We start from the raw sequence: 23,988 nt of genomic DNA, 5'->3' as shown, positions 1-23,988 counted from the left end.
AAAGGCAAGTGCCGCTTGAATGCAGTAAATGCCCTTTCATTTCTCACGGAGGAGCGAAAGGGCATTACTGTTCATTATACTGAGCATAATGTAAGCGATTCATTTATTATCATATCAGTTCGCTTTTCACAGAAACAGGGGCTGTATTGACATTTATAGTGCTCTGTTTGTATTTTGATCTGTGAAACCTCTTATCTTCTCAGATATTTCAGCGGAATGGGAACGGTACAAATAATGGTCCGCATCCAGTAAGATGATTTCTCCTTGCAGAGAGTCCTCTATTTGCTTCTCATGCTCCGGAACCCACTGGTCTGTTACCGGGTGATTCTCCTGGAGAAAGAACAGGACCGGTAAATTGGCGGGAAAGCTTTGCTGTTCCGCTGCATCATAGTTGGCATACATGCTTACCGCTTCATTTAATTGAGTGGGATTGTACATGTTTTTACGCATCAGGATGTTTATTTGATCCAGCGTGTGCTCATCATATGGCAAGCCCTCATAAGCGTCGGGACTTAGCTTCAGCTGGACGCGGGCGAAGCCAAGGTCGCGGAACCATTTTACCGGCTTCGTGTCGGATGAAGTAATCCTCTGTTCTCTTAATGCAGGGACGCTGCTGTCCAGCCCGATATAAGCACTCACTTCATTAGAATACTGGTTCACATAATCCAGGCTATAGAGTCCGGAGATAGAGTGAGCCATCAGAATGTAACGGTCAATATGAAGGCTTTGCAGCGCTTCATGAATCTCACTAACGATGTTGGCGGTAGTGCGTTCCTTCCCGGTCTGGTCGCTTAACCCGTAACCAAAGGGCTCGACCACCACCACTTTATAGTAGGGGCTTAGCTCTGATATAAGCGGCTTGAAATCCAGGGCGGGTGCCGCGGTTCCATAGCCGGGAAGAAGCACGATGGTTTCCTTTCCCTGACCTTCAATGAACACATTCATTTGTTTACCGTCTACAGGCACAAGCTGGCCGTAATGATCTGTTCTTTTTTGTTCTGAATAAGAGCTTGCTTTATTTACTGTAAACACCACAGCTATAAAAAGCAGGACAAGTATAATGAACGCTGCGATTATTTTCAGCACAATATGAAGCACTTTCTTGGCTGTGGAACGATTCTGGACTGCCGCTCCTGCTGGTTGAATCATACGCTTCTTCTCCTCTTGAACACTATTTATTGGATATGCTTCATATAATCTTTGAAGGCCTCAGCGATTTCCTTGTATTTCGTATGATGCAGGTAATGAGAGCCTTCCATCGGGATCATCAGGCCTTGCGCAGACTGTTTGACTTGGGCCTCATGCAGCGGAACCCATTGCTCGTTCTGCTCGTTGTTCGACTGGACAAAGAGGAGCACCGGCAGTTCATTAGGATAAGTGAGCTGTTCTCCATTCTTAAAATTGGAGCCGAGATGCTTAAGCTCGTCCATCAATGTTGCATTACCCCCGACTTGATTTGTAATGAGACGCATCTGCTCTTTAGTATGCTCATCGTAGTCAAGTGACGCATAAGCATCTCCGCTCACTTTTTGGAGTAACCTCATCAGACCTGACTGCTGCAGAAGCTGCATTGATTTCAGAGGGAGCTTGACATCCATACCGGGTTGATTCGGAACACTGCTGTCAATGCCGACAAAAGCGAGAACCTCATCAGGATAGCTGTTCACATAGGACACACCGTACAGTCCAGTGATCGAATGTCCCATAAGAATGTAACGGCCGATATCCAGCTGCTGAACAGCTTCGTGAATTTCGCTTACGATATTCTCGGTTGTCCTTGCCTTATCTGTTGTGTCGCTGAGTCCGTATCCGAAGGGTTCAATGGCGACGACCCGGTAATCCGGGGACAATTCGTCGATCAGCAGTTTAAAATCAAGCACTGGCGACGGGGTCCCCTGTCCTGGCAGAAGGACGATTGTCTGTGGACCGCTGCCTTGAATGAACACATTCATCTGCTTGTCATCCACGGTGACATATTGACCGTAAGTTTCGATTTTATTTTTCTCGACCCCTTTACTGATCACATGCACGATAAATACAATGCCCACGAACAACACAAGTGCCCGGAGTATTCCTCCTATTATCTTTAACCACAGTCTCCGTTTTTTGCGGATTCCGGTTCCGTTCCTGATGTTCACATTTTCTTCCACGTTCATCTTCTCCTGTCCTTATATCTGTAGAGCCGTATTATCGGCATGTTTAAAGTGTACCCAGTCCATATGTCCCCTTCGTGACGGCAATATGAACGGAGTATGAACTGGCATAAAAAAAGAGGCGCTACATCCATTAGATGTACACGCCCCATGTGGTTGAATATGCTTAGGTTATATTAGCCTGCCCGGTTGGCGGCTTTAGCGGCAAAGTAATAATGATGCTTGTGCCCTTGCCGCTTTCGCTTTCGGCCCGGATGTCACCGGAATGCAGCATAACAATCTGCTTCACGATCGCTAAGCCCATGCCGCTGCCGCCATTCTGTCGGCTGTGAGAGCGGTCTGCCTTAAAGAACCTTTCGAAAATGCGCCGCTGGTCCTCCGGAGATATGCCGATTCCCGTATCGGTTATCCGGACGATGACACTCCTGCTATCCTGCCTGATACTGACGGTAACCGCACCTCCCTCATTGGAGAATTTAATGCTGTTGCCGAGAATATTCGTCCATACCTGGTTTAAAAGATCATAATCTGCTTCCATTTGAATGGGCTTTAACTGAAGCTCAAAGCTGATGCTGCGCGCTGACCATTGCGGCTGAAGCGCCACAATAACCCGCCTGATCTGCTCATCCAGACTGAAGGTGCTGAACTGCAGCTGCTGTGACTGTGATTCAAGCAGGCTCAGCTTCAGGAGGCCGTCGCTCATTTTGGACATCCGTTCCGCTTCAGAGATAATAATATCCAGATAACGGTCCCGCTCCCGGTCCGGGAGGTTCATCTGCTTCAGCGCTTTGGCATATCCGGTGATCGAGGTTAGCGGTGACTGGACTTCATGAGATACATTTGAAACAAAATCCCGGCGCAGCTGCTCCACCTGCTGCAAATCCCGGGTCATTTCTTCAAAGCTCTGGGCCAGCGCCCCCAGCTCCCCTTTTTGCTTAATATTCAGCCTGATGTTGAAATTCCCGCCGGCGATATGCCTGGTAGCATCCGTCAGCTTTTTAATCGGATTAACGAGGAACTTGGTGGCAACGAGTATAACCAGACTGCCTGTCACCAGTGTATAAATGGAAAAGTTCAGCAGAAATTGTATCGCCAGCGTGTTAGAGGTAGGCGTTCTTTGGTCGATGAACATGGCTTTGGTCTCCCCGTTGCTTGTAAAAGGCAGCCCGACAAGAGTAGTGCTCACCACACCTCGGTTCACCTGAACCACATCTCCGTTCAAGATGAGGTTGATCTGCTCTTTGGTAACTGTTGCCGGCTGATATTCGTTAGGCTCTCCAAATGACTCATACTCGCCGGTCTCGTCAAAAAACCTGAGGTTATACATTTTAAGCTGACTCATTCCGCTCACATAAGCACTTGCTTCATCTGCCGGGAATGTCCCGTACATACGGGCAATATCCTGGCCGAAATAGATCATAGGAATCTGCAGGTTTTCATTCAGCTTATCTTCAAAGATCCAGGCTGCCAGTAAAAAGGATATAAGGGTGCCCCCGATTACAGAAGCCAGAAAGATTAGTACGACTCGTGTATATAAAGATCTGACCATAATTTAACGCCATCCCTTTCAGCCTATGTATCATTACCTTTTATGATCATTGTAAATCAAGTTTCAGTAAATGATCAAACCGGTCTCAGCGGGAAGCCTCCAGCAGGTACCTGATTCCACAAATAAAAACCCGCGCTCAGCGCGGGTCTTAATGGAATATGTTCTTGTCCGGTGTCAAAACAGAATCCAATCAATAATAGTAATTTAGTGACCCATACCATGGGTGTTTGTTGTAATTGTTCCTTTATAAACTACACTTTTCACTTCATCAGCACTTGCCGCAGCCAAAATTGAGAATGAACTAATCAGTAATACGGTGGTCAATAACAAAAGCTTCTTTTTCATCATTGAACTCCCTCTCTATGATTTTTTTCATTATGTAGTGATACTCCTGCTGCTGGGAAGCATTGGCGTCAGCTCTAACAAGTTCATAAAAAGCAGTCGACTTTCTAAAACCGCTCCCATCTCCTAGTCTACCACTCAATACTATATTTTCAATTATTAGGTTTATTGCATATTCTATTTTTCCTCTTTTAAATGAGTAAACCGATAATAGATGAGTATATTCTATGTAATAATGAACATCTACAGCTGGTGAGGAAGCATTGGCTTTTATAACATAACCTTGTAATTCGTCCAATGCTGAGTCCACTGAATAATTGTATTTTAATGCTGAGTCTAAAATGTTTAGCAAGCCGGCAGTAAGCTCATTTCTGCTACAGGTCTTAAGGAATTCAACATAATCAGGCAGAACCCTTGTGTCCCCCTCAAGCAAATCAATTACAAATGCATTTGCTACGGCAATGCTCTTATAATATTCAATTTCCGACAATGAATCTTCATCGTAAAGCTTTAACCAGCTCAAGTTCGAATACCTTTTAATACACTCCCTTGTAAAGTTATAATCTCCTAATTTCTGAAAAGCGATCCCCTTTGCGCAAAGGCTGAAACCAAAATAGTAAACTAGAGACCGTTTGAGCAGCTGCGCTTCTAATCCATCCAGATTGGTTGCATGTATGACTGAGACTACTTCTATAAGCTTGTCAGATATCTCTATCATGGCTGTCCAGTTATCTAGAGAGAATGAGGCTTTTAGCATGTCGATTAATGAATCAGCATTCATTCCATCAAGTTCCAACAAATTCTATTTCACCCCTTTATGTACCATATTATTACAATTATAAGATCGTTTTGTCCTATGGTCAATTGTTTTGGGATGAGGAGCTTTTGTTTGTCTTTTGGCACATCCGGTTAATAAAATAAAAATCTGTCATTTATTCTACAATCGGGAAAGGGTGATGTTAGTGGTCAGGTGGAGAGGGCTTCCGGCTCAAGGTATGAGGTGGCTGTTATGTACCGCTGTATTGGCGGGAGCGATATTGCTGCTGAATTTGTCCCCCGGTCAGACATTCGCTGCGGTCAACAAGAATATTGAGGTTAAGCTGGATGATAAAGTCCTTGCTTTTGAAAAAGCACCTGTCAATGAAAAGGGTACGGTGCTTGTTCCGTTCAGACCCCTGTTTGAGGCAATGGGCATGGAGGTAAGCTGGGATCAAGCTGCTCAGAAGGTGACCGGCAATAAGGAAGGATTAACTATTGTCATGACAATAAACAGCAAAACGGCAGCTGTTAACGGCTCCACGTTAACTTTATTGCAGGCTCCTACAATAATCGATAATTACACGATGGTTCCTCTGCGCTTCATTGGAGAGTCCACGCAGGCGCTGGTGGCCTGGAATCCGTATCTGCCGCAGGTGCTGGTGTATACGGAGCCTTATCTGACCAGTCAAGGGTTAACCAAAGCAACGGCCAAAGCTGAAATTGATAAGCAGCTGGAACATTTTAAAAAGCAGCTTGAAGATCAAGCAGGCGTAAACCAGCCATCGCCGCAGCCGTCATCACAGCCGCAAAAACCGGTAACCGTGCCTGCCCCTCCAGCGGGAGACGGCTCGTACAAGGCGCCGGCCTCAGGCACAGCGGAGCTCAATAAGCTTCAGGGGATGTATTACGGCTTCAGTCCGGATTACAGCGGATATGAATGCGGCGGCATGTGCTGGAATATCTTCACCTTCCTGCCAGGCAACAAGGTCGTGGTTGATGCACCGTCCAAAGGCGGACCGGAAACGATTGACTGTAAGCGCGACAGCTGCCAGACCTATACCATTCAGAGTGGAACGATGAAGCTTAACAACGGCGAAACGTATCCGATTGCGGTTAAATCCGGCAAGCTGTATATCGATGACGTAGAGCTGGAGCAGGTTAAGCCGGTCAAGAGCGGTCTGACCCTGAACAATACGTATATCCACCGGGGCTTCCAGGGACTCAGCGGGATTTCAGCCGGCTCCACCTCCTGGAAAGAAACACTGGTCCTCCGTGCTGACGGCTCCTTTGAAAGTGACAATTTCATGATCGGGAATGTTCAGGGCGGCGCACCGACCACCGGAGCAGCGGGGAATGCATCCTCCGGTTCATACAAAATAAGCGGCAATACCATTGTGATGGTCTATAATGACGGTAAGGTTGAAAGCGCCCTCTTCTTCCTTCAGGCAGATGGAAGCTTTAATATCGGAGACAAGAATTTCGATTTGGATACGGATTAGAACAGCAGGTTATAAGAAAGCCGATCCTTCCGGGATCGGCTTTCTTTATGGCCTTTACAGGGTTAATCGCGTTTGTTCTCTACAGATTTCATACGGTTTTGATCATCAGACACCCGGTCATTACTGAATTCCTGGCCTGCTTCTTCCTCGCCGTGACCGCTTACGCTGCGGGCAAAATTGGTGAACTGCCGTTTGTGCTCATCCTGCTCGTGTTTTTTCTTTAGAAGCTCCTTCGGATCCTGAGTTGTCATTGTTTTAACCTCCCGGAAATCAAATCTCACTGCTTGATCGTTCCATGGAAGTTTTCCTAGGTAACCAGCTGCTTATGCAAGTAATATTTATGCTATTTCATGAACAGCAGCAAAACATCTTGCATCGGGTCACTGCTAAGTGTCCATACTAAGTGTCGAATATGAATAAGGGAGAGACTGAATATGGATCTGCAAAGCGGTAAATTGTACTGGCCGACAACGGTCGCTGCCCCCCCTTCTTATCCCAAGCTCGAAGAGAACATATCCTGTGATGTCCTGATCATTGGTGCAGGCAGCTCAGGCGCCCAGTGTGCAAATCTCCTGTGTGAGCAAGGGATGTCTGTCGTTATAGTCGACAAAAGAAAAGCGGGAGAAGGCAGCACTAGCACCAATACAGCATTAATACAGTACGCAGGAGAAAAAAGCTTTGTTTCCCTGAGCCATTCTTTTGGTGAGGAGGCTGCTGCACGTCATCTCAAGCTATGTGAGCAGTCTATTAACGACATTGAGCGGGTAAGCAGCCAGCTACCCATAAATCCTGAATTTATCAGACGGGACAGCCTGTATTATGCTAGCTGCAAAGAGGATGTATCAGACCTGGTCAGTGAGCATGCTCTCCTTAAGAAATACGGGTTCAAAGTGGATCTGTGGGATGCGCGGCAAATATCCGCCCTGTATCCCTTTCAGAAAGAGTCCGCACTGTACTATCACGATGATGCTGAGATGAATCCGCTTAAATTCGTTTACGGTCTGCTTGAGAAGGTTAAGTCACTGGGAGGCTTGATATTTGAAAATACAGAGATAACAGGCAGACGTTTCGAACAGGATTATGCCCTCTTCTATACCAAAGAGCACCGGGAAATTAGGGCCAGACATGTTATTATCGCAGCAGGTTATGAAGACAGTGATTTTAAAGTAGAAAAAAATGCTACACTGGCCAGCTCTTATGCTGTAATCACAAGGCCTATCGCCGATTTTTCAAGCTGGCATAAACGAACCTTAATATGGGAAACTGCACGCCCTTATGTGTATATGCGTACAACACCCGACAACCGGATTATCATTGGAGGCATGGACAAGGATACGGCCTATGCTGAAACAAGGGATTCCAGAATCCTTGCAAGCAAGGATAAGCTGATTGAGGCGTTTAGCGAGCTATTCCCGGATATTCAGGCTGTACCGGAATACTATCTGGGTGCCTTTTATGGAGGAACGCACGACGGCATGCCAATCATCGGCCAATATGATGCCTATCCGCATTGCTATATGATTATGGCTTATGGAGATAACGGCACTGTGTACAACGGGGTTTTAGCCAAAATTGTCTCCGACAAGATCCTCACAGGGTCCAGCCCGGATCTGGACCTTTATCTGCAGACCAGACCCCTTGCTGTGACATGAATGAACAATAAGGATTATTTCAATTCTCATGATGCAAGCGGAGCTGCTGCCTGGAAATAAAGAGCAGCAGCCCTGCTCCAAGTATGGCGCAAATCATATACATCCAGGAATAGGATAACAAGTCGGCAACAGGACCAAGCATTACCCCACCAAGTGATACGCCCAGGTCAGCCATAGCAATGAATAACCCGATTTGTACGTTGCGCTTGGACTCCGGCAGAACGAAGGTCAAATAGGTGGTTAATGTCGGATACAGCATCGCTTGGGCCAAGCCCATTAGCAAAGCTCCGCAATAGAAAACTGCAAATCCGCCATAACCGGATAGTCCAGTGCATAGGGAAGCAGCAGTAAGAGACAAAATGATCCCTTTTACAAAGCCAGGATGCCATTTGCCGTCCGAGGGTATTTTTTTACGCAAAAAGAATCTTGCTGCTACTATCATCCCCGCCTGCAGCATCAGATAGAGAGCTGCGCTTGCATGCCCGATCTGCCCTGCGTACAAGGGAATAAACGTTGTTACTCCACCGAAAACAACGGATGAACCCAGCATCAGAATACTACAGAGAAATAAGTGCGGGTTCGTGAATAGCTGGCTAAAGGAGCCCTGCCTGTCAGCCTGCTGAGGCACAGGACGGATATCTGCAGCCTTCATCGTGGCACTGAAGCCAAAAGCACCGGTAAGCACAGCCATGCTGATAAGTGTTACTGAAAAAACACTCATGCTCCCGGTCTCCCAAATATTCACTGCCATTAATGGCCCAATGACTCCGGGTAACGAAGCGCAGAGCGAATACATTGAAATACCTTGTGAACGGTCCTTTTCGGGCAGTGAATCGATGATGCCCAGCTGCAGCGACATGGAGAAAAAGGCTGTGCATATACCTTGCAGCATCCGTGCAAAGAAATATCCGCCTAATCCTGTAAAGGTATAAAGTGATAAAGCTACGGCATTGATAAGCAGAATGATCCGCAGCACCTTTACAGGACCCTGTCGATAAATGACCTGACCTGCCCAGGGGCGCAGGAACATCGTTGTAAATAAATAAGCCCCCATGACTACACCTATGGTCGAATTGCTGGCACCGAGTGATTCACCTTTCAAGGGTATAATTACATTCAAAATCGAATTGGCGCTGAAATACAAAAATGTCAGCAGATACAATCTCAGAAAGGGCCACGCCAGGACTCCCTTCACAATATACGACTCTCCTTCCCGGCCCCGCCGTCAGTTATACGTAATGCCATCTGCAGCATCGCTTTGGAGTATTCGGACTGTACCTCGTTTAACCGCCGGGCGGATACGATCTCTTCGATTTGACCGCTGCGGACAAACATCATCCGGTCACATAAATAGGCAGCCGCCTGAATATCATGTGTGATAAATATATAGCTCATGCCGTACGCTTCCTTCAGCTTCTTCAGCAGCTCCAATATCTGAAATTGAACGGATGCATCCAGTGAACTGACGGCTTCATCCAGGAGGATATACCGGGGCTCCGTTGAAACAGCCCTTGCAATGCATACCCGTTGGGCCTGCCCTCCGGACAGTTCATGGGGATACTTCTTCCGGTAAGAGCTGTCCAATCCCACTTCACGCAGCAGGCTGTTTATCTTCCGATTAATTTCTGCATTACTTCGACCTTGAAGTTTGAGGGGCTCGGTCAAGGCCTTCTCCACACTGTAGTATGGATGGATAGATGAAGTATAATCTTGAAATACAGCACTGATCCTCCCCTGTCTCCCAGCCCGCTCCCCTATATCCCTGCCTTCAAATTGAATAGTGCCGCGATCCGGCTTCTCAATGCCCAGCAGCAGACGTCCCAAAGTTGATTTGCCGCTGCCGCTTTCTCCGATGATTCCCAGTATCTCGCCTGCGTCCAAGGTAAAGCTGATATTATGTAATACCTGCTTGCTCCTGCTGAAGAACATACCGCCGCCAGAATATGATTTGTCTACATCATTAACGGTCAACAAGTGCAAGTCCTCCCATACTCCGGATGAAGTGGCTGTTCAATGCCTGCTTCGCATCGATAAGATACTTGGTGTAAGCATGCTGAGTATTAGTGAAAATCTCGGCTGCTGTTCCACTCTCGATAATCTCGCCGTTTCTCATAACCGCGACATCATCTGCAATCCGCTTTACCGCGCTAAGATCATGCGACACAAAAATCATAGAGCAGCCGGTTTCAGCCTTAAGGGTGATTAACTGCTCCATAACCTCATACTGGGATAAGGTGTCCAGTGCGGAGGTTGGTTCATCGGCGATAATCAGCGTTGGTTTTAGAACGATTGCCAGTGCAATCATCATCCGCTGCAGCATGCCTCCCGATAGCTGATGCGGATATTTATTCATCAGTGCTACCGGGTCCTTAAGCATAACGTTTTCCATAGCTCTGGCCATCCTTGCCGTAATTTCTGCTTGGCTCCAGCCGTAATGCTGCTTTAACGTCTCTTTGAAATGACTGCCGACAACACTGGAAGGATCGAAGGCCCGCATCCCGTTTTGCATGATCAGTCCTAACTGCCTGCCCCTTAGCTTCCGCATTTCCGCTTCGGAGAGCTCTGAGAGCTCCAGTCCGGCAAGCTTAATGCTGCCGGTGTGTCTGATATTTGCTTTGTTCAGCCGCATTATTGCACGGCAGGTTACAGACTTGCCGCTGCCGCTCTCTCCTACAATAGCCAGACAGCTCTCGGGCTCGATCTGAAAGGAACTATCCTTGACAAGGATCTTGTCCGTTTGCTCATCCCATATTCGTAAATTTGAAACCTCCAGCGTATGCATTAAAGCTATACCACCTCTTCCCCCTTCAGTTTGGCAGACAATCCTCTAACTGCCCGCCGCGGTTTGGACAATTTTCTTTGCAGTTTCGGATCCAGGGCTGCTTGCAGCGCATCGGAACAGAAATTTACCGCTGATACCACGATGACGATAGCAAGCCCCGGAGCCAGCATGAGCTCCGGCCGGGAGAACATCACCCCTCTTGCTTCATTCAGCATCATTCCCCATTCTGCATGAGGAGCCTCGATGCCTAAACCAAGAAAGGATAGGCCGGAAATTTGCAGAATCATCGTTCCAAACGCACTGCTTGAAATGACGGCAAAATCCGGAAGCGCCACAGGTACGATGTGCTTTATCATAATCGTCAAATTGCTCATTCCAGTCGCCTTGGCAAATCTTACGTAGTCCGCATCGGCATACTGCATGACCGAAGTACGGATAACACGTGCAAACCAGGCCCACTTCATGATGACAAAGGCAATCAGAATGTTCTGGATGCCCGGACCTAATATGCCTACTACAGCCAGCGACATGACATAACCGGGAAAGGACAGCATAACGTCACAGATCCTCATGACTGCATTATCCGTCTTCCCCCTGAAATAACCGGCCAGCAGTCCGAGCATTGCGCCGAAAAGGGCTGATACGGCCAACGCAACAAACACCCACAGGACACTGGGACGTATGCCGTATATTAATCTGGATAATACACATCGCCCCAGGTGATCGTTGCCAAGCAGGTATTGCCAGGATGGTGATGCGTAGCGCAGCTCCATATCGACCTGCTCCGGACTATGGGGCGCTAACCAAGGCGCGAAGATTCCCGCAAATGCGGTCAACAGGATGACAGTCAGAGACATTGCTGCAAGCCTGTCCCCCCGCATCTTATGGAATACACTCATCTAGAACTCCTTTCTTAGCTTGGGATCCAGTGCTGCATTAATGAGATCCGACAGTGTATTAAACAGCACGAAGGAAACGGCCAGCACCAGCACATAGGCCTGGATAACCGGAAAATCCCTTCCGAGGATTGAATTCACGGTTAATGAGCCAAGGCCGGGCCAAGCGAAGATGCTTTCCACTACCACCGTGCTTCCCAGAATAATAGGGACCGCCATACAGAACACTGAAGTAGCAACCTGCATGGAGTTTTTTAGCATCCGCAGTGTGATTTTTCTCTCCTGCAGACCGCAGGCTCTGGCATATAGTGTATAGTCCTCATGAAGCTGACTCAGCATTGCGCTGCGGACAAGACGGAAGTAAATCCCGGCATAGCTGACTGTAAGGACGATTACCGGCAGAATATAGCTGGCATAGGAATCCAACCCGCTGGTTGGCAGCAAGTCCAGCTTTACTGAGAAAAACCAGATCATCAGCGCTGCAAGCCAAGCTGAAGGCATAGAGGTCAGGAAAAATGAAACACCCCGGATAGAACGGTCAAGCAGCCGCCCTTCCCTCAGCGCACAGAGAATTCCAAGCCCGACTGAAAATGCGAGAATAGCAATTACCGATACCATGGTTAGCTTGAGCGTATTCATAAAGGCAGGACCAAGTAAGGCCCACACTGGTGTGCCTGTAATGTACGATTCCCCAAAATCCAGGCGGAAGCAGGAGGCCAGCCAGGTGAAGTATCTGATCAGAAACGGCCGGTCCATGCCCAATGCAGCTTTGGTCTCTGCGAGCAAGGCCTCAGTGACTTGCGGGACGCCCTGTGCCCGGAGAACGACCTCAGCCGGATCCATTGGTGAGAGGTGGTTCAGGCCAAAGGTCAGGAATGAAATTATAATAAGCAGCGGAACCGCAAGCAATGTTCTCTTTAGGATAAAACGGCCCATACAGACCTTCCTTTCCGTAACCGGTTATTCAAAGCGCATTTTCTCGAAAGGCAGCTCAAATTGCGTTTGCTTGAAGCCGATGCCCTGCAGGCCGCTTGGAGCAACCACAGTAAGATTTCCGTTCGTGATCGGAATGAAAATAGCTTCATCATGGACAATCGTCAAGATATCTCTGTACAGCGATTTTCTCTGATCCTCTTCAGTAGCTACCATAACACTGCTGATTTTTCCGAAGAGCTCCTCCGCCTGGGCAATACCGCTTGTTGCATGATAATACGAGGATTCAGATGTGAATGCAGAAACTGTACTTTGCGGGTCATATGCAAGCCCCCAGGTCTGGTTGAACAGCAAGTCATAATTCCCTGCTGCTCTCCGGTTAGCGATAGAGGAGGAGTCTTCGCCGATCAGCCTCAGCTCCATACCTATCCCTTTTACAGTGTTTTGGATCAGCTCAGCTTGTGTCTTTTGGGATAAGGAAGCTGCATCATAAAACAGCTCCATGGATAACGCCTTCCCGTCCTTGGTGCGGGTTCCGCCGCTTGAGGCCGCCCAGCCGGCACCGTCAAGCAGCCGTGCTGCTTCCTGCAGATCATAAGCACGCGCCTTCAAGCCGATATCTGCATAGTTCACGTTTGCGGAGAATAAGGTTTCAGCAGGAGTTTCCTTTCCGTTAAAAATTTGACTGGCGATACTTTCGCGGTCAATCGCATGCCAGACAGCTTCCCGTACTGCTCTGTCATGCGCCGGACTATCCGTTTTGCTGCTGTTGGCAACAATCATTTTCGTGTTCATCGCTTCACTTCTGACAACCTGATAATCCCCGGATTCAATCAGCCGGTCCATCGCCTCTGTATCAATGCTGTCCGTTCCCCTGTCATCGGTAAAGACAAAGTTGACTTCTCCCTTTTGCAAGGCCAGAAATGTTGTTTCACCAGTCGGCAGCACCTTGGCCGTGATTTTCTTGAGCTCCGGGGCACCGTTCCAGTACTCATTATTGGCTTCAAAAACAGCATATTGATCCGTCTGATGTTCGGTTAGCCGGTAAGGGCCGGTTCCGTTATAGCCCTGAACCCCATCCTTGGTTTCACCGTTCACAAAGTCCTTTGGTGAAAGGAAGACATAAGGTCTGGTCATGGAAAGCTCAAGCATTGCCGGGTAGTATGGCTCTGACAGCTTCAGCTCAAAGGTATATTCGTCCAGCACCTTGGTATCCGTAATTTTGGCCGACAGCTTGATCCAGGAATGCTTGACGGCATTATGCTGGACAGCATCGATATTCTGCTTGACTGCCTCAGCGTTAAACGGTTCACCATCATGGAAGGTGACGCCTTGTCTCAGATGGAACGTATATACAGTTCCGTCTGCAGAGATATCCCATGATTCAGCCAATAACGGCTTGATTCCTTCAGGTGTGTTTTCAACCAGTGATTCATATACCATTCCTTGTGCCGGCATAGAGCCTGGATAAAGATGCGGATTCATATCATTAATATCCTTTACTGTTGCGTATACGAGCTCCTGCTTTGGACTGGACGCATTGGTTTGTGCGTTCTCTGTTTTACCGCATCCGGCCAGTAAAGCCAGCGCTGTGACTGCCGCCAGTAAAGTAATTAATTTCCGTTTCATTTGATTTCCCCCATGTTTATAGTTTCTAGAAATAACTGCAGATCAATTGAATATCTTCAGAAAAATCCTGTGCCTGAAATGCTTCAGACAGCTTCTGTCCTTGAAGCAAATGGGAAGAGAACATTAATTGCTGTTCATACCGGTCAATAAAGGTATCAATGATCGGGCTGCTCAGCTTTAAGTGCCGGGCCAAGCCCTGAATTATTTTGGTGCGGTAATAATCCTCCTTAGGCATTCGCGGAATATCCCACGCTCCGTCGCGGTTAATAAATACCGGCTGGATTGGAACAGCAGAGAAATCGTAATACCTTCCCTCTGAATCCGGCTCAGAGAAGGGGTCGATCAGCAGGGAGGCATAACGGATGTACAGCAGATACTCCTGATGAATCGGTTCAAGCGACATGAAGCTGTCTATGCTTGACTGCGGCAGGCTCTCTGCTCTGACCGGGTAATTATCCTCTGTCATGAATTTAAGAAGATTAATACTCTTCAGGTTCAAAGCCTCAAATATCGTCAGCAGCTCTTTCCAGCATTCAGACATTTCATGGATCAGCCCGTAAGTAATCGGCCCTTCCGGAAATAATTTATACACATATTTGATTTCTGGTCTTTGTCTGAAAAGGGTATTAAGTGAGAACTCATTCATAAATAGCGCCGGGTGCACGAATAGCGAAATGTTTCTGCTCTCTGCTTCCAGCGGTGAGCTCATGAACTCCAGCGTAATCCCCACTTGCCTGTACAGCTCAGTTAATCTGTTAATGCTGGGAGACTTGCCTTGAGTGGAACCGATGAACAGCTTTCTTTTCACGGCAGTAGTAAGTACACTGCTTGAAGGTTTTCCATTAACCCAGCGGGTATCCCCCAGATAGGTGGAACAGCTGATAATTTCCGCTTCCAGGCCTGTCTCTTGTATGTAATTGTGTACCAGACTGTTGGAGCCTAAGGTTGGAGAAATCAGCAGTATGCATTTTACATGCGCCAGCAAATCCCTGTTAAGGCTGCGTAAGACATTCAGATATGCATCAGCGGTCACGTTCAGGATTACGGTATCCCATTTCCCCGTAGCTGTGTCATAGCCGTGAAATACCTGGTCCAAACAGCACTCCCCTGCCATCAGCCGGTGTGATTCATTCTGTACCTTTGAGGACAACCGGTTTCCGCTTGTGCGGAGTGCAGCCATGAATAGCTCGGAGCGGCTAGACACCCGTCCGGCAATTCCAGCCTCGCAATGGAAAGCATTCTTTACCAGAACAGCCTGCTGAACTGCTGCTGGACCCGTACCCAGCAATAGCACGCGTTTAAATCCGTCCATAACGGCCTCCCTTATTTAGGCTTGTTACTAAGCTTTGCAGTACAACGCTACATCAAAGACCTGATCGGGACACAATACTTGCTCTGCAAGCTTCCATTTACAATCATCCACAGTCTGCATAGGATAATTAAAAAGTGATTTAAGCTGATTCCCGTACCGCATCGATACAACGATATCCTCAGAGGTTAGTGCATATAGACGGTCCAGTAATTCATATTTCTGGGCAACCGTTGAACTGAAAATAATATGGGTCGCCAGCTTTATTTCCAGCCTGTAATCATCTATTTCCCCTGTTACCAGACGTATTGGCAGGGTATTCCCCAGCTTTTTCAGGACCTTATTGCTAAGCTTTACCGCTGTGTCATCAATATCCAGTCCAAGTACTTCTACATTCATCCGCCTTCCAATCAGCATGGGTGTCATCGGAAAGGCTCCCGAGCCAATCATCACAACCTTAGAGTCGGGGGTGAGCTGAAAGCTCCCGAATTCCTGTTCAATGCAAAATTCAATGTTAGTAAAATAATCAGCTGGTGCTTCAATCCCGCTTAAGAGATTAATTGCACGGTTCTTTTCCATGATGGATACACACTTTGCGGAGACTTCTCTTAAATCTGCAGCAAGCTCAAGCCCCCTCTTTGAGCCTGATCGTTCAAGCTCCTCCCATAATGGCTGGTTACTTGGATTCATTATAAAACCGGTATAACCGTCAATAATTTCAGTGAGTTCAGCGCTTCTCTCCGTAGTGCCATCATATAGATCTGCCATTTGCCTGAACCTGGCTGCGTAATCATAAAGTGAAGACAGGAACATTTACAACCAGCGCCTCTCTTTATCATAGTTTAAAGATTGATATACGCTTTACCCTCTGCAACAATACAGACATTTCCTGATATACTCACACCTGCATTTTTGTGATTCCTGCCATTCGCGGAGACCCGGATAATTCCGCCGGGCTGTTGGATTGGCGCTTCAAATACACTGTTATTCTTCCAAGCCGCGTAGGCACCCACTGAAGCCGTTCCAGATCCGCAGCCTCTTTCCCAAACCAGAGTATCCAGCGATGTAACATGCATAAGCGGAAGCAGCTCATTGAAATCAGGCCTAAACAATAAGACACCGATGAGGGAATAAGAGGATGTAATTTCAAGCATTCTTGCCAAATTTTCAGCCATTCTCTTTAAGGAGGCGGTAAACTGCTTTACTTCCAAAACAAGGTGCAGATAATTGGAGTATTGGACTAATCCGACGGTATAATCGTTTCCCTCGTGTTTTAAGGTTCTGGCATCAATGTTCCAGGGGACGGGCATTCTAAGCTTGCAGAAGAAATCATCCTTATCTGTTTTTTGCACAAGACAGCTGATCAGTTGATCTGTTCCGGAAGCCGCCAAATGTATTGTTGTGAAGTCGCCGTATTCCATGCTCTGCTGCCGGGCGGTTAATGCAGCCAATGCCATGCAGGCATTTCCGCAAAATTCACCTCCTGCCATATCAAGAGCAGCAGCGGCATCAGGATGTGCTGCCATTTTAACAAAGCCAACCTGCTCAGCATAAACACTGTCGTAGGACATAAGCTTAGAAGCAATCGGTGCATAATCCTCTTCTTTATGCATGCTTGTAACCAGAATGGTCATGTTCTGTGTCGGGCTTAATTTGACGAACGAAATTTCCTGAAGCATTCCTCACCTCCTGTCTGAAGGAATTATACGAGAATAGAATTAAATTGTAATGATTACGATTATCATTGTAAATTATATCCACGATATTAGCTGCGGTCAATACATTCTTTTGGCTTAGAAAAAAAACACCTCCGGAAGATTCCATGCCCTGTGGCAATACTGGGATGTTCCTGAAGGTGTTTTTGAAACAAATGCTAAACGGCATAAGCTATTATTTACTTAGTGTGATGAACCATTCATCCAGCGCCTGAACGACATTCTGAAGCTGCTCGTCCTCGGTAATTTCCGGCGCGTTATCACCCTTTTGCATGCCGTACGATCCAAATTGCCCGTGATTACCTCCATCTATACTGATAAATGCCGTATCAGCGGGAAGATTAGCTTTGGTCTTCTCCCATTCCTCCCAATTGAGTACGCCATCAGCGGTTCCTGTAATCTGCAAAGCGGATAAGCCGGTTGCGCTTAAGCTTCCGCCATCATCGGCATAAGAGGCCAAGTAAAAAATTCCCTCGAGCTTATCGGAATGATCCGCTGCATAGCGGGATGCAAAAGCACCGCCCAGTGAGTGGCCGCCAATTACGTAGGCTTCATCCGGATGTTCAGCAATGAAGGAGTCCGCTTTGTTTTGACCGAAAATAGCCAAATTCAACGGCATCTTGGCAATATATACCCGGTGTCCCTGTTCTGCCAATGTTCTGGCGAGAGGGGAGTAGCTTGCCGGATCTACCAGACCGCCCGGATAAAAAATGATATTCGGCCCCACCGCCTCAGCTCCCTGCGGCTCAAACCGGAACCCTTGTTTGATTTCAGTGACAGTTACCTTAGCGTCACTTTGCATTGCAGCCTCTGCTTGCCTGGACGGGCTGTAGGTGGCCGACGCTAAATAGGCAAATCCGCCTGCTACAAGGACAACGACGATCACACTTGTCCATATCAGTACTTTTTTCCATCTGCTCATGCGCTTCGCCGTTTTCAATTTAAAACCACCTTTACTTGTTTCAATTTTAATTATCTATTAAATTATATTTACCGGTAAGTAAAATTACAAGAGGATTTTGCTTACAATCGGATTATGCCATAATATAATCTTGAAGGAGAGTGCGCAATGCCAGAGAAGCCAGCAAAACGTCTGCCGGGCAGGCCCAAACAGGCTAATACAGATATTTCTATATATCAGACTATCATTTCTACTGCGTCTGCATTATTTAAGGAGCACGGCTATGAGGCCGTCTCCCTTCAACAAATCGGTAAACAATGCGGTGTGTCCAAGCAGGCTATATATTATCATTTCGCAAGCAAGCCGGAACTATTCAGCGTCGCGATGACAACCATGCTTCAGAACATCCGGACAGTGACCTCCAGACTGCTGGATGATGCCGGCCAGCTGGAGCAGGGACTGGTGCTTTTGGCTGAGGCCAGATTAGCGAATCCCCATGCTGAAATGGTTACAATGATGAGAGAGGCCGAGCCTTTTCTTGAAAAATCTCAGCTTCATGCTATCCGGGAAGCAGAGCAGCAGATTCACGAATTGTTAGCAGGCCATTTCAGGCTGGCCATCAGCCGGAATTTTCTTCGTGAAGAAGATCCTATGTTCCTGGCGGAGAGCTTTTCGACCCTTATGCTAATGGGGAATCGAGAAAGCACCCTTCCCAAATATGAATCCCCTCTTGTCCTGGGGCAGAAGCTGGTAGCCCTTTTCCTTCAAGGGGCGAAGGCACATTGATTTGATTCAATGCTGCCTGGAGGAGAACAGACAAATAGGCCTGCCGAAACGGCAGGCTGTTTGTATACAATCATTTCGTAAACTTAAACAATTTCTGTCACATGCTGCGCCTTGGCATCCAGCAGCCGGGCAGAAGCAGAGATAGCAGTGAAATCCTTCATCGCTACCTCAAGCTGCTGCCGGCTTTGCTTAAGGCTCTCTTCAACCTTCTGTGTTCCGCCGGAAATCGTCCTGATCTCTTTAGCTATCCCTTCAACATTGTCCCGGATATCATTAATAGAGCTTGCAACCATGTCAGATAATTTCCTTACTTCCTTGGCTACAACATCAAAGCCGCGTCCGTACTCGCCTGCATGTGCCGCTTCAATCGCGGCATTCAGGGCTAGAAGCTGTGTCTGGGAGGCGATCTCACGGATTGTACTGACAACTCCCTGAACAGAACCCGCCTTTTCCTGTAAATGAGTCAGTGTTGCACTATTATGAGCAGATACTCCAGATATGTAAGTAATATCAGACATTAATTCACGGCTTCGCTCCATGCCAATAGAAGAAAGCCCGTTAAGGTCATTAGACATTGTCTTTAATTCATTGACCACTGCCGAGATATTGTTCTGGCGGTGTGTAATATTGGTTGCAATTTTGGATACTCCCAGTACCTTCTGATTAGCTTCATCATAGATAGGCATATAAGTAGCTTCCAGCCATACGGTGTTTCCGTTTTTAGCCTTGCGTTCAATTTTATTCTGAAAGCATAAACCGTTAAACATACTGCGCCAGAATAGCTCATATTCCCTGCTGTTTACAAAGCCGTCAAAGCACAATTGCTGATGCTGCATTCCTAGCATTTCCGCTGCTTCATACCCCATCGTAGATGCAAATACAGCATTTACATATTTTACCCGCCGGTCGAGACCGAATCGGATGATAGCAAGATTATTTTCCATAGACTTAAGAACCAGCTCATCTGTGATTGTTTCGTCCGCTATAGTATCTTTGTTATCCAAGGCCAGTAAAGTCAATTCAATTCCCCGCAATCACTATTAGTTGTGGTAGGTCATTGGTCCTGCTTTAAGATTAGCTTTTTTAAGAGAACCTTTTAATAATGTACCAAATTTGAACGTTTTTGAAACAGGGGATGACTTCTGAAATAGGACATATGACTTAAGAGCTGTGCACGATTATGGAATATTAACCTTAGGGAGCCTGTAAAAGAAAAAACCCGCGCTAGGCGCAGGCTTTTATCGGACATAATTGTGAAGCTCAGATTACTTAAATCACGCCCTCTCCTCCAATAGCAGTCGCTGTGAAAGAGATAGGTCCAAACAGACTTATGGGCAGTGTGCTGTCATTTTGAATAACCAGCTCGTAGTTGTGGATTCCAATATAGGGGCCATCTACCCACTGAACATTTAATTGGATGTCTGTTAGGGTAGTAAAGCGGAAAAAGGACCGGTAGATATCCACTCCGGCACGCCGTATCAAAACAAAGAATTGGCTGTTTGCAAGCGCAGTAACGCTAAAGCTGCCGTTTAACTCCACTCTGCTGGAAAAAGAAGCCGGATTGGCCGGGCTGATATTTACTTGTGAGGTCGCCAGCCCCGCCCCTGCCCCAACGATTCCGGCAATTGTTACAACGGTGTTAAGCGGGTCTAACGGGATTTTCGCCTGTGAACCATAACTGATTATTGTCGCCATCTATCATCACTCCTCTTCAGGTCTATACGTTATTATATTGTGAAGCTTCCATGCTAGATTGGACTTCCTTCACCCAAAAAAAAGATAATAGAGATGGTTAACAGAAAATCAGGCATAAAAAAATCAACCCATTCAAGAAATGAGTTGATTTTTTTTGAAATTATCTTATATATATAATTATTTTAATAGCTTTTCCGGATCCTTCACCTGGATGGAAACGACTTCTCCGCAATTCAAGCAAACCGTATAAACCCTCTCGGCGCCTATCGACATTTTCTTGTCCAGCGGCCGAAGATTTATATAATCGGTAGCTTGTACAAAAGAGTTTTCTCCGCAATTCGTACATTTCTTATCAGCAATGTTCATGTGTATGGTTCCTCCTTGAGTGTTTTTAGTTTATACGTTATTAATTGGGTAAACGTTCCAAAATTAATATATTTACCGGGAAGATTAGGGCATTACTACAACACTTTTTTCTGCAGTGCGCTTTGTCCGGCTTAATCAGGAACTTAGCTTGTGCGGGATCTTTGGTATAAATGCCAGCGGATAAGCATTTCTTCGTATATCTTGGATAACGGCATCCGCAGGGCAGACTGGGCGATATTAACCGGGGCATTTACCAGCCTCAGGTTGATTTTTATCAGGCCCAGCTTTAAACCCTGCTGATTCCGGAGGTAAGCCTCCGGATCATTTAGCTGGATGCCGATCAGCACCTGACCGGTCAGCTGGTACATTTCTATATGGCGGATATCCTCCCAACGGATCAGTCCTCCGGCAATATAAGAGGAGTTATCAAGAATCCCCTCATGATCTATAACAAGACCAGGCGAATGATCCAGCAGCTTCCGGATAAAGAAAAGCAGGCAGGCGGCAAAAATGATGATACAGATACCCCCTATTACTCCATAAAGTAACATCTCTTCCCCGCGCAGATGTAATGACAGGATCCAGGCTCCTGTAGCAATAAAAGCCAGACAGGCAAAGCTGAATAGCCATAGCTTACCTTTTCCCATATAAATCATCAGGGGCTGGCTGTGGTTTGAAGAGTACTCCATAACTGCAGTCCTCCTTCCGTAGCTGTGTTCTTAACCGTATTTACCCAAATTATCCGTATAGATATACCGGTGAATAGCCAATGGATTTATCTGTTCTTGCAATGTCTATTTTTTCTTAGTCTTCTTTATCGTTCCATCCGTTTTAATTGTATAGTAACAGCCCGCGTCCTCTGCGCCGCCTTTGTCATCCGTCACCTGAAATGTCGCCGCATCCGCAGCACGCTGCACGCCCCCGGTGGCGAAGCAGAACACCGCTTGATCGTCCTTACCCCAGAAGCGGTTCAGCATCCGGAAGCTCCGGCCGTCAATTCCTTTTACCGTGCGCTTGCCGTTAGCGTTGTAGAGCCCGTTACTGTCCGCAGCCCAGCTCTCAGGACCCTGATCGAACAGATAGGCGAAGCTGGCCCGGTCCAGCTTCCTGGCCGGACTCCCCCACTGGTACACCTTATCCCGGTCAACAGCCCAGCTTCCGTTCTCCGACAGCACCTCGAAGCTCTCCGGCTCGGCACCCGGCAGCGGCTCCAGAATGTAGTCCGGATGTCCGAAAGGCGGCTCTGTGCGGTCAAATACTGCATGGTATACATGCTGGTTGTCTTTAGAGAGCCCCAGGTACCCTGCTGGCAGCAGACATTGAAAGGAATCCGGATCAGCGCTGTCTACCCGATATCCGTTATAGAAGATGTTCTCACTATCTTTTCCGTATAAACCGCCGAGTGCTTCGAATGCCTGCGTGCGGGCGGCGCTAACCTTCCTCCATGTACAGTAGATCCCCTCCGAATCGCGCCCATATATGCCGCTGAGCACCTCAAACGTTGCCGGGTCTGCCCCTCTCACGAGATTATACACCTGGCGCGGCTCCCTCCTGTTTGAGGTCCCAAGCTCCTCCAGGTAGAATACAGCTGCTGAAGTCCTGTACCAATTGCCCTGAATATGCTCAGCACCTTGCACTGTCATAGCGTAATCAGGATGCCACCAGCCGCACACATCGGGGCAGCTTTCCCGTAGCCATTCTACGAGTTCCCCTTTGCTGCCGTTGGCATAGGACAGGGAATTAAACAGGTGCAGCACATGATCCTTGTCTATGCAGTAATCCATTTTGGCCACCGCAGTTTCTGGATCAATATCGTCCCAGGTATGAAAGCGGTCACCATTCTTGACATACAAACGGCGCTTGTCCACAGAGAAATAAGGAGAGCCCGGCAGCAGCCTGAACGTGTCAGGATCTGCCCCCGGAATCTCTTTGTCTTCCAGATAGACATGCTTAGCATCCAGTCCATAATCCTCATCCAGGACGCGGAATCCTTCCGCTTCCCGGCTCACCAGAGTCACCTTGCTCTTACGGCCGTCAAACCACCATACCCCTTGAGTGTCCCGCAAATATCCGAACGGCAGCCAACCGCGATTGAAGATGTGAACCACGGAGAAGCCTTCACTGGTGATGCCGCCCTTGAGCGGCACGGGTTCTCCTTCATTCTGCCTCAGCAGCACACGGTCCGCTTCAGTAACAAACAGGCTCGACATTTATATCCTCTCCTAACAGGTTGTTTTGTCTATCATACAACAATCCTGCTTAGGAGGACATTCTTGAGCATACCGTAAGATGCTAAGGGCTGCGGAAGATATAGCCTTGTCCCCAGAGCGTCTGAATGAATTCATCCCCTTTCGGGTAACGGTAAAACAGCTTTTTGCGTAATCGTTTGATATGGTTATCCACGGTACGCTGGTCATATATCTCCTTGTGGGTTGTCTTCCATACTTCCTTAAGCAGATCCTCCCGGGAAAAGGCCGTTTCCTGATTGGTTACCAGGAAATAAAGCAAATCGTATTCTTTGGGCGTCAGATGAATCTCATTGCGCTGTACAAGCACGCGGCGGGCAGACGGCTGAATTACAATCTCTGCAATCAGAATTTGACTGCCTGAGTCCGTACTGCAATCGAAATTGTATGCTTCCTGCGTACGGGCCAAGATACTTTGGATACGCAATACGACCTCTCTTGGACTAAACGGCTTGACGACATAATCGTCAACACCTGCCTTAAAGCCCTCGATCCGGTCCTTTTCCTCCGCTCGCCCCGACAGCATCAGTATAGGAACCTCCTGATGATTCAGCTTCACATGCTTGCAGATCTCAATGCCGCTTATATCGGGCAGTAACCAGTCCAGCACCATCAGATCGTAATTCCCGCCGGTCATACAGCAATTCAAAATGGCTTGTTCGCCGCTATCCGCTTCTTCTACAACATAGCCCTCTTTCTCTAAATATTTCCTCAGCAGCGTGCGGATTCGAGTTTCGTCGTCTACCAGCAGAATTCGTTTATGGGTATTAGTCATG

General features: G+C 47.4%; 24 protein-coding genes. 3 read left to right on the top strand and 21 right to left on the bottom strand.

The genetic code is table 11. From position 1 onward, the window contains the following. Window positions 1-153: 153 nt before the first annotated feature. The 4 genes from R70723_RS16245 to R70723_RS16230 form a co-directional block, all read right to left on the bottom strand. Complete coding sequence (locus tag R70723_RS16245; RefSeq protein ID WP_039873442.1) at window positions 154-1,149, bottom strand: alpha/beta hydrolase; 996 nt, start codon at window positions 1,147-1,149, stop codon at window positions 154-156. A gap of 26 nt (window positions 1,150-1,175) precedes the next feature. Continuing rightward, window positions 1,176-2,156, bottom strand: a complete 981-nt coding sequence (locus R70723_RS16240) for an alpha/beta fold hydrolase (protein ID WP_039873441.1) — start codon at window positions 2,154-2,156, stop codon at window positions 1,176-1,178. 163 nt (window positions 2,157-2,319) lie between these two features. Continuing rightward, window positions 2,320-3,702: a sensor histidine kinase gene (locus R70723_RS16235; protein WP_039873440.1), complete on the bottom strand. Its 1,383-nt coding sequence runs from the start codon at window positions 3,700-3,702 to the stop codon at window positions 2,320-2,322. Window positions 3,703-4,003: 301 nt separating this feature from the next. Next, a complete protein-coding gene (locus R70723_RS16230; RefSeq protein WP_039873439.1) occupies window positions 4,004-4,843 on the bottom strand; it encodes a hypothetical protein in 840 nt (279 codons plus the stop codon). A 238-nt stretch (window positions 4,844-5,081) separates the two neighbouring features. Here R70723_RS16230 and R70723_RS16225 point away from each other — a divergent pair, with 238 nt between their 5' ends. Beyond that, window positions 5,082-6,302, top strand: coding sequence for a copper amine oxidase N-terminal domain-containing protein (locus tag R70723_RS16225; protein WP_052421338.1), 1,221 nt, complete (start codon window positions 5,082-5,084; stop codon window positions 6,300-6,302). Window positions 6,303-6,364: 62 nt separating this feature from the next. Here the strand turns inward: R70723_RS16225 and R70723_RS16220 are convergent, their stop codons facing one another. Further along, a complete protein-coding gene (locus R70723_RS16220; protein WP_039873436.1) occupies window positions 6,365-6,553 on the bottom strand; it encodes a hypothetical protein in 189 nt (62 codons plus the stop codon). A 183-nt stretch (window positions 6,554-6,736) separates the two neighbouring features. On the opposite strand from R70723_RS16220, the gene R70723_RS16215 reads away from it, so the two are divergent. After that, a complete protein-coding gene (locus R70723_RS16215) occupies window positions 6,737-7,954 on the top strand; it encodes an NAD(P)/FAD-dependent oxidoreductase (RefSeq protein ID WP_039873435.1) in 1,218 nt (405 codons plus the stop codon). A 19-nt stretch (window positions 7,955-7,973) separates the two neighbouring features. On the opposite strand, the gene cntE is transcribed toward R70723_RS16215, so the two are convergent. The 10 genes from cntE to R70723_RS16165 form a co-directional block, all read right to left on the bottom strand. Beyond that, the gene (cntE, locus tag R70723_RS16210; protein WP_039873434.1) at window positions 7,974-9,149 is read right to left on the bottom strand and encodes a staphylopine family metallophore export MFS transporter CntE; all 1,176 of its coding nucleotides are present in this window, start codon (window positions 9,147-9,149) and stop codon (window positions 7,974-7,976) included. Next, window positions 9,146-9,928, bottom strand: a complete 783-nt coding sequence (locus tag R70723_RS16205; RefSeq protein ID WP_047171140.1) for an ABC transporter ATP-binding protein — start codon at window positions 9,926-9,928, stop codon at window positions 9,146-9,148. The genes cntE and R70723_RS16205 overlap by 4 nt, the downstream gene beginning before the upstream one ends. Then, the gene (gene cntF, locus R70723_RS16200) at window positions 9,915-10,736 is read right to left on the bottom strand and encodes a staphylopine uptake ABC transporter ATP-binding protein CntF (protein ID WP_039873433.1); all 822 of its coding nucleotides are present in this window, start codon (window positions 10,734-10,736) and stop codon (window positions 9,915-9,917) included. Before cntF ends, R70723_RS16205 begins: the two co-directional genes overlap by 14 nt. A gap of 5 nt (window positions 10,737-10,741) precedes the next feature. Beyond that, window positions 10,742-11,635, bottom strand: coding sequence for a staphylopine uptake ABC transporter permease subunit CntC (gene cntC, locus R70723_RS16195; RefSeq protein ID WP_039873431.1), 894 nt, complete (start codon window positions 11,633-11,635; stop codon window positions 10,742-10,744). After that, the gene (gene opp1B, locus R70723_RS16190; protein WP_039873430.1) at window positions 11,636-12,568 is read right to left on the bottom strand and encodes a nickel/cobalt ABC transporter permease; all 933 of its coding nucleotides are present in this window, start codon (window positions 12,566-12,568) and stop codon (window positions 11,636-11,638) included. Window positions 12,569-12,592: 24 nt separating this feature from the next. After that, the gene (cntA, locus tag R70723_RS16185) at window positions 12,593-14,194 is read right to left on the bottom strand and encodes a staphylopine-dependent metal ABC transporter substrate-binding lipoprotein (RefSeq protein WP_039873429.1); all 1,602 of its coding nucleotides are present in this window, start codon (window positions 14,192-14,194) and stop codon (window positions 12,593-12,595) included. A gap of 25 nt (window positions 14,195-14,219) precedes the next feature. Beyond that, window positions 14,220-15,506 carry an opine metallophore biosynthesis dehydrogenase gene (locus R70723_RS16180; RefSeq protein ID WP_039873428.1) on the bottom strand — a complete coding sequence of 429 codons (1,287 nt, stop codon included), beginning with the start codon at window positions 15,504-15,506 and terminating at the stop codon, window positions 14,220-14,222. Window positions 15,507-15,533: 27 nt separating this feature from the next. Continuing rightward, a complete protein-coding gene (locus R70723_RS16175; protein WP_039873427.1) occupies window positions 15,534-16,316 on the bottom strand; it encodes a ribosomal RNA methyltransferase FmrO domain protein in 783 nt (260 codons plus the stop codon). Between the two features lie 29 nt (window positions 16,317-16,345). Beyond that, window positions 16,346-17,182 (bottom strand): histidine racemase CntK family protein, encoded by an 837-nt coding sequence (locus tag R70723_RS16170; RefSeq protein WP_039873426.1) that lies wholly within the window; start codon window positions 17,180-17,182, stop codon window positions 16,346-16,348. 211 nt (window positions 17,183-17,393) lie between these two features. After that, window positions 17,394-18,158: an alpha/beta hydrolase gene (locus R70723_RS16165; protein ID WP_231574736.1), complete on the bottom strand. Its 765-nt coding sequence runs from the start codon at window positions 18,156-18,158 to the stop codon at window positions 17,394-17,396. Window positions 18,159-18,287: 129 nt separating this feature from the next. Here R70723_RS16165 and R70723_RS16160 point away from each other — a divergent pair, with 129 nt between their 5' ends. Then, complete coding sequence (locus tag R70723_RS16160) at window positions 18,288-18,905, top strand: TetR/AcrR family transcriptional regulator (RefSeq protein WP_039873424.1); 618 nt, start codon at window positions 18,288-18,290, stop codon at window positions 18,903-18,905. A gap of 83 nt (window positions 18,906-18,988) precedes the next feature. On the opposite strand, the gene R70723_RS16155 is transcribed toward R70723_RS16160, so the two are convergent. From R70723_RS16155 to R70723_RS16130, 6 genes are all read right to left on the bottom strand, one after another. Continuing rightward, complete coding sequence (locus R70723_RS16155) at window positions 18,989-19,924, bottom strand: methyl-accepting chemotaxis protein (protein WP_231574735.1); 936 nt, start codon at window positions 19,922-19,924, stop codon at window positions 18,989-18,991. A 250-nt stretch (window positions 19,925-20,174) separates the two neighbouring features. After that, window positions 20,175-20,600 (bottom strand): hypothetical protein, encoded by a 426-nt coding sequence (locus R70723_RS16150; protein WP_039873422.1) that lies wholly within the window; start codon window positions 20,598-20,600, stop codon window positions 20,175-20,177. Window positions 20,601-20,777: 177 nt separating this feature from the next. Beyond that, complete coding sequence (locus R70723_RS16145; RefSeq protein WP_039873419.1) at window positions 20,778-20,966, bottom strand: hypothetical protein; 189 nt, start codon at window positions 20,964-20,966, stop codon at window positions 20,778-20,780. 143 nt (window positions 20,967-21,109) lie between these two features. After that, window positions 21,110-21,655 (bottom strand): STM3941 family protein, encoded by a 546-nt coding sequence (locus tag R70723_RS16140; protein WP_052421337.1) that lies wholly within the window; start codon window positions 21,653-21,655, stop codon window positions 21,110-21,112. A gap of 105 nt (window positions 21,656-21,760) precedes the next feature. Next, window positions 21,761-23,176, bottom strand: coding sequence for a DKNYY domain-containing protein (locus R70723_RS32105; RefSeq protein ID WP_052421336.1), 1,416 nt, complete (start codon window positions 23,174-23,176; stop codon window positions 21,761-21,763). An 82-nt stretch (window positions 23,177-23,258) separates the two neighbouring features. After that, window positions 23,259-23,987: a response regulator transcription factor gene (locus R70723_RS16130; protein ID WP_039873418.1), complete on the bottom strand. Its 729-nt coding sequence runs from the start codon at window positions 23,985-23,987 to the stop codon at window positions 23,259-23,261. Between the last annotated feature and the right edge of the window lies 1 nt (window position 23,988).

Origin of the sequence: Paenibacillus sp. FSL R7-0273, from assembly GCF_000758625.1 — a bacterium.
GTDB lineage: Bacteria > Bacillota > Bacilli > Paenibacillales > Paenibacillaceae > Paenibacillus_AQ.
Note: the sequence above shows the minus strand (reverse complement) of the source record. Positions and strands in the feature narration are given on the sequence as shown.

Bases quoted from the DNA above. Each gene is read 5' to 3' on its own strand.
- R70723_RS16245 (WP_039873442.1), bottom strand. From the start codon at position 1,149: ATGATTCAACCAGCAGGAGCGGCAGTCCAGAATCGTTCCACAGCCAAG.
- R70723_RS16240 (WP_039873441.1), bottom strand. From the start codon at position 2,156: ATGAACGTGGAAGAAAATGTGAACATCAGGAACGGAACCGGAATCCGC.
- R70723_RS16235 (WP_039873440.1), bottom strand. From the start codon at position 3,702: ATGGTCAGATCTTTATATACACGAGTCGTACTAATCTTTCTGGCTTCT.
- R70723_RS16220 (WP_039873436.1), bottom strand. From the start codon at position 6,553: ATGACAACTCAGGATCCGAAGGAGCTTCTAAAGAAAAAACACGAGCAG.
- R70723_RS16215 (WP_039873435.1), top strand. From the start codon at position 6,737: ATGGATCTGCAAAGCGGTAAATTGTACTGGCCGACAACGGTCGCTGCC.
- cntF (WP_039873433.1), bottom strand. From the start codon at position 10,736: ATGCATACGCTGGAGGTTTCAAATTTACGAATATGGGATGAGCAAACG.
- cntC (WP_039873431.1), bottom strand. From the start codon at position 11,635: ATGAGTGTATTCCATAAGATGCGGGGGGACAGGCTTGCAGCAATGTCT.
- opp1B (WP_039873430.1), bottom strand. From the start codon at position 12,568: ATGGGCCGTTTTATCCTAAAGAGAACATTGCTTGCGGTTCCGCTGCTT.
- cntA (WP_039873429.1), bottom strand. From the start codon at position 14,194: ATGAAACGGAAATTAATTACTTTACTGGCGGCAGTCACAGCGCTGGCT.
- R70723_RS16180 (WP_039873428.1), bottom strand. From the start codon at position 15,506: ATGGACGGATTTAAACGCGTGCTATTGCTGGGTACGGGTCCAGCAGCA.
- R70723_RS16175 (WP_039873427.1), bottom strand. From the start codon at position 16,316: ATGTTCCTGTCTTCACTTTATGATTACGCAGCCAGGTTCAGGCAAATG.
- R70723_RS16170 (WP_039873426.1), bottom strand. From the start codon at position 17,182: ATGCTTCAGGAAATTTCGTTCGTCAAATTAAGCCCGACACAGAACATG.
- R70723_RS16160 (WP_039873424.1), top strand. From the start codon at position 18,288: ATGCCAGAGAAGCCAGCAAAACGTCTGCCGGGCAGGCCCAAACAGGCT.
- R70723_RS16150 (WP_039873422.1), bottom strand. From the start codon at position 20,600: ATGGCGACAATAATCAGTTATGGTTCACAGGCGAAAATCCCGTTAGAC.
- R70723_RS16145 (WP_039873419.1), bottom strand. From the start codon at position 20,966: ATGAACATTGCTGATAAGAAATGTACGAATTGCGGAGAAAACTCTTTT.
- R70723_RS16140 (WP_052421337.1), bottom strand. From the start codon at position 21,655: ATGGAGTACTCTTCAAACCACAGCCAGCCCCTGATGATTTATATGGGA.
- R70723_RS32105 (WP_052421336.1), bottom strand. From the start codon at position 23,176: ATGTCGAGCCTGTTTGTTACTGAAGCGGACCGTGTGCTGCTGAGGCAG.
- R70723_RS16130 (WP_039873418.1), bottom strand. From the start codon at position 23,987: ATGACTAATACCCATAAACGAATTCTGCTGGTAGACGACGAAACTCGA.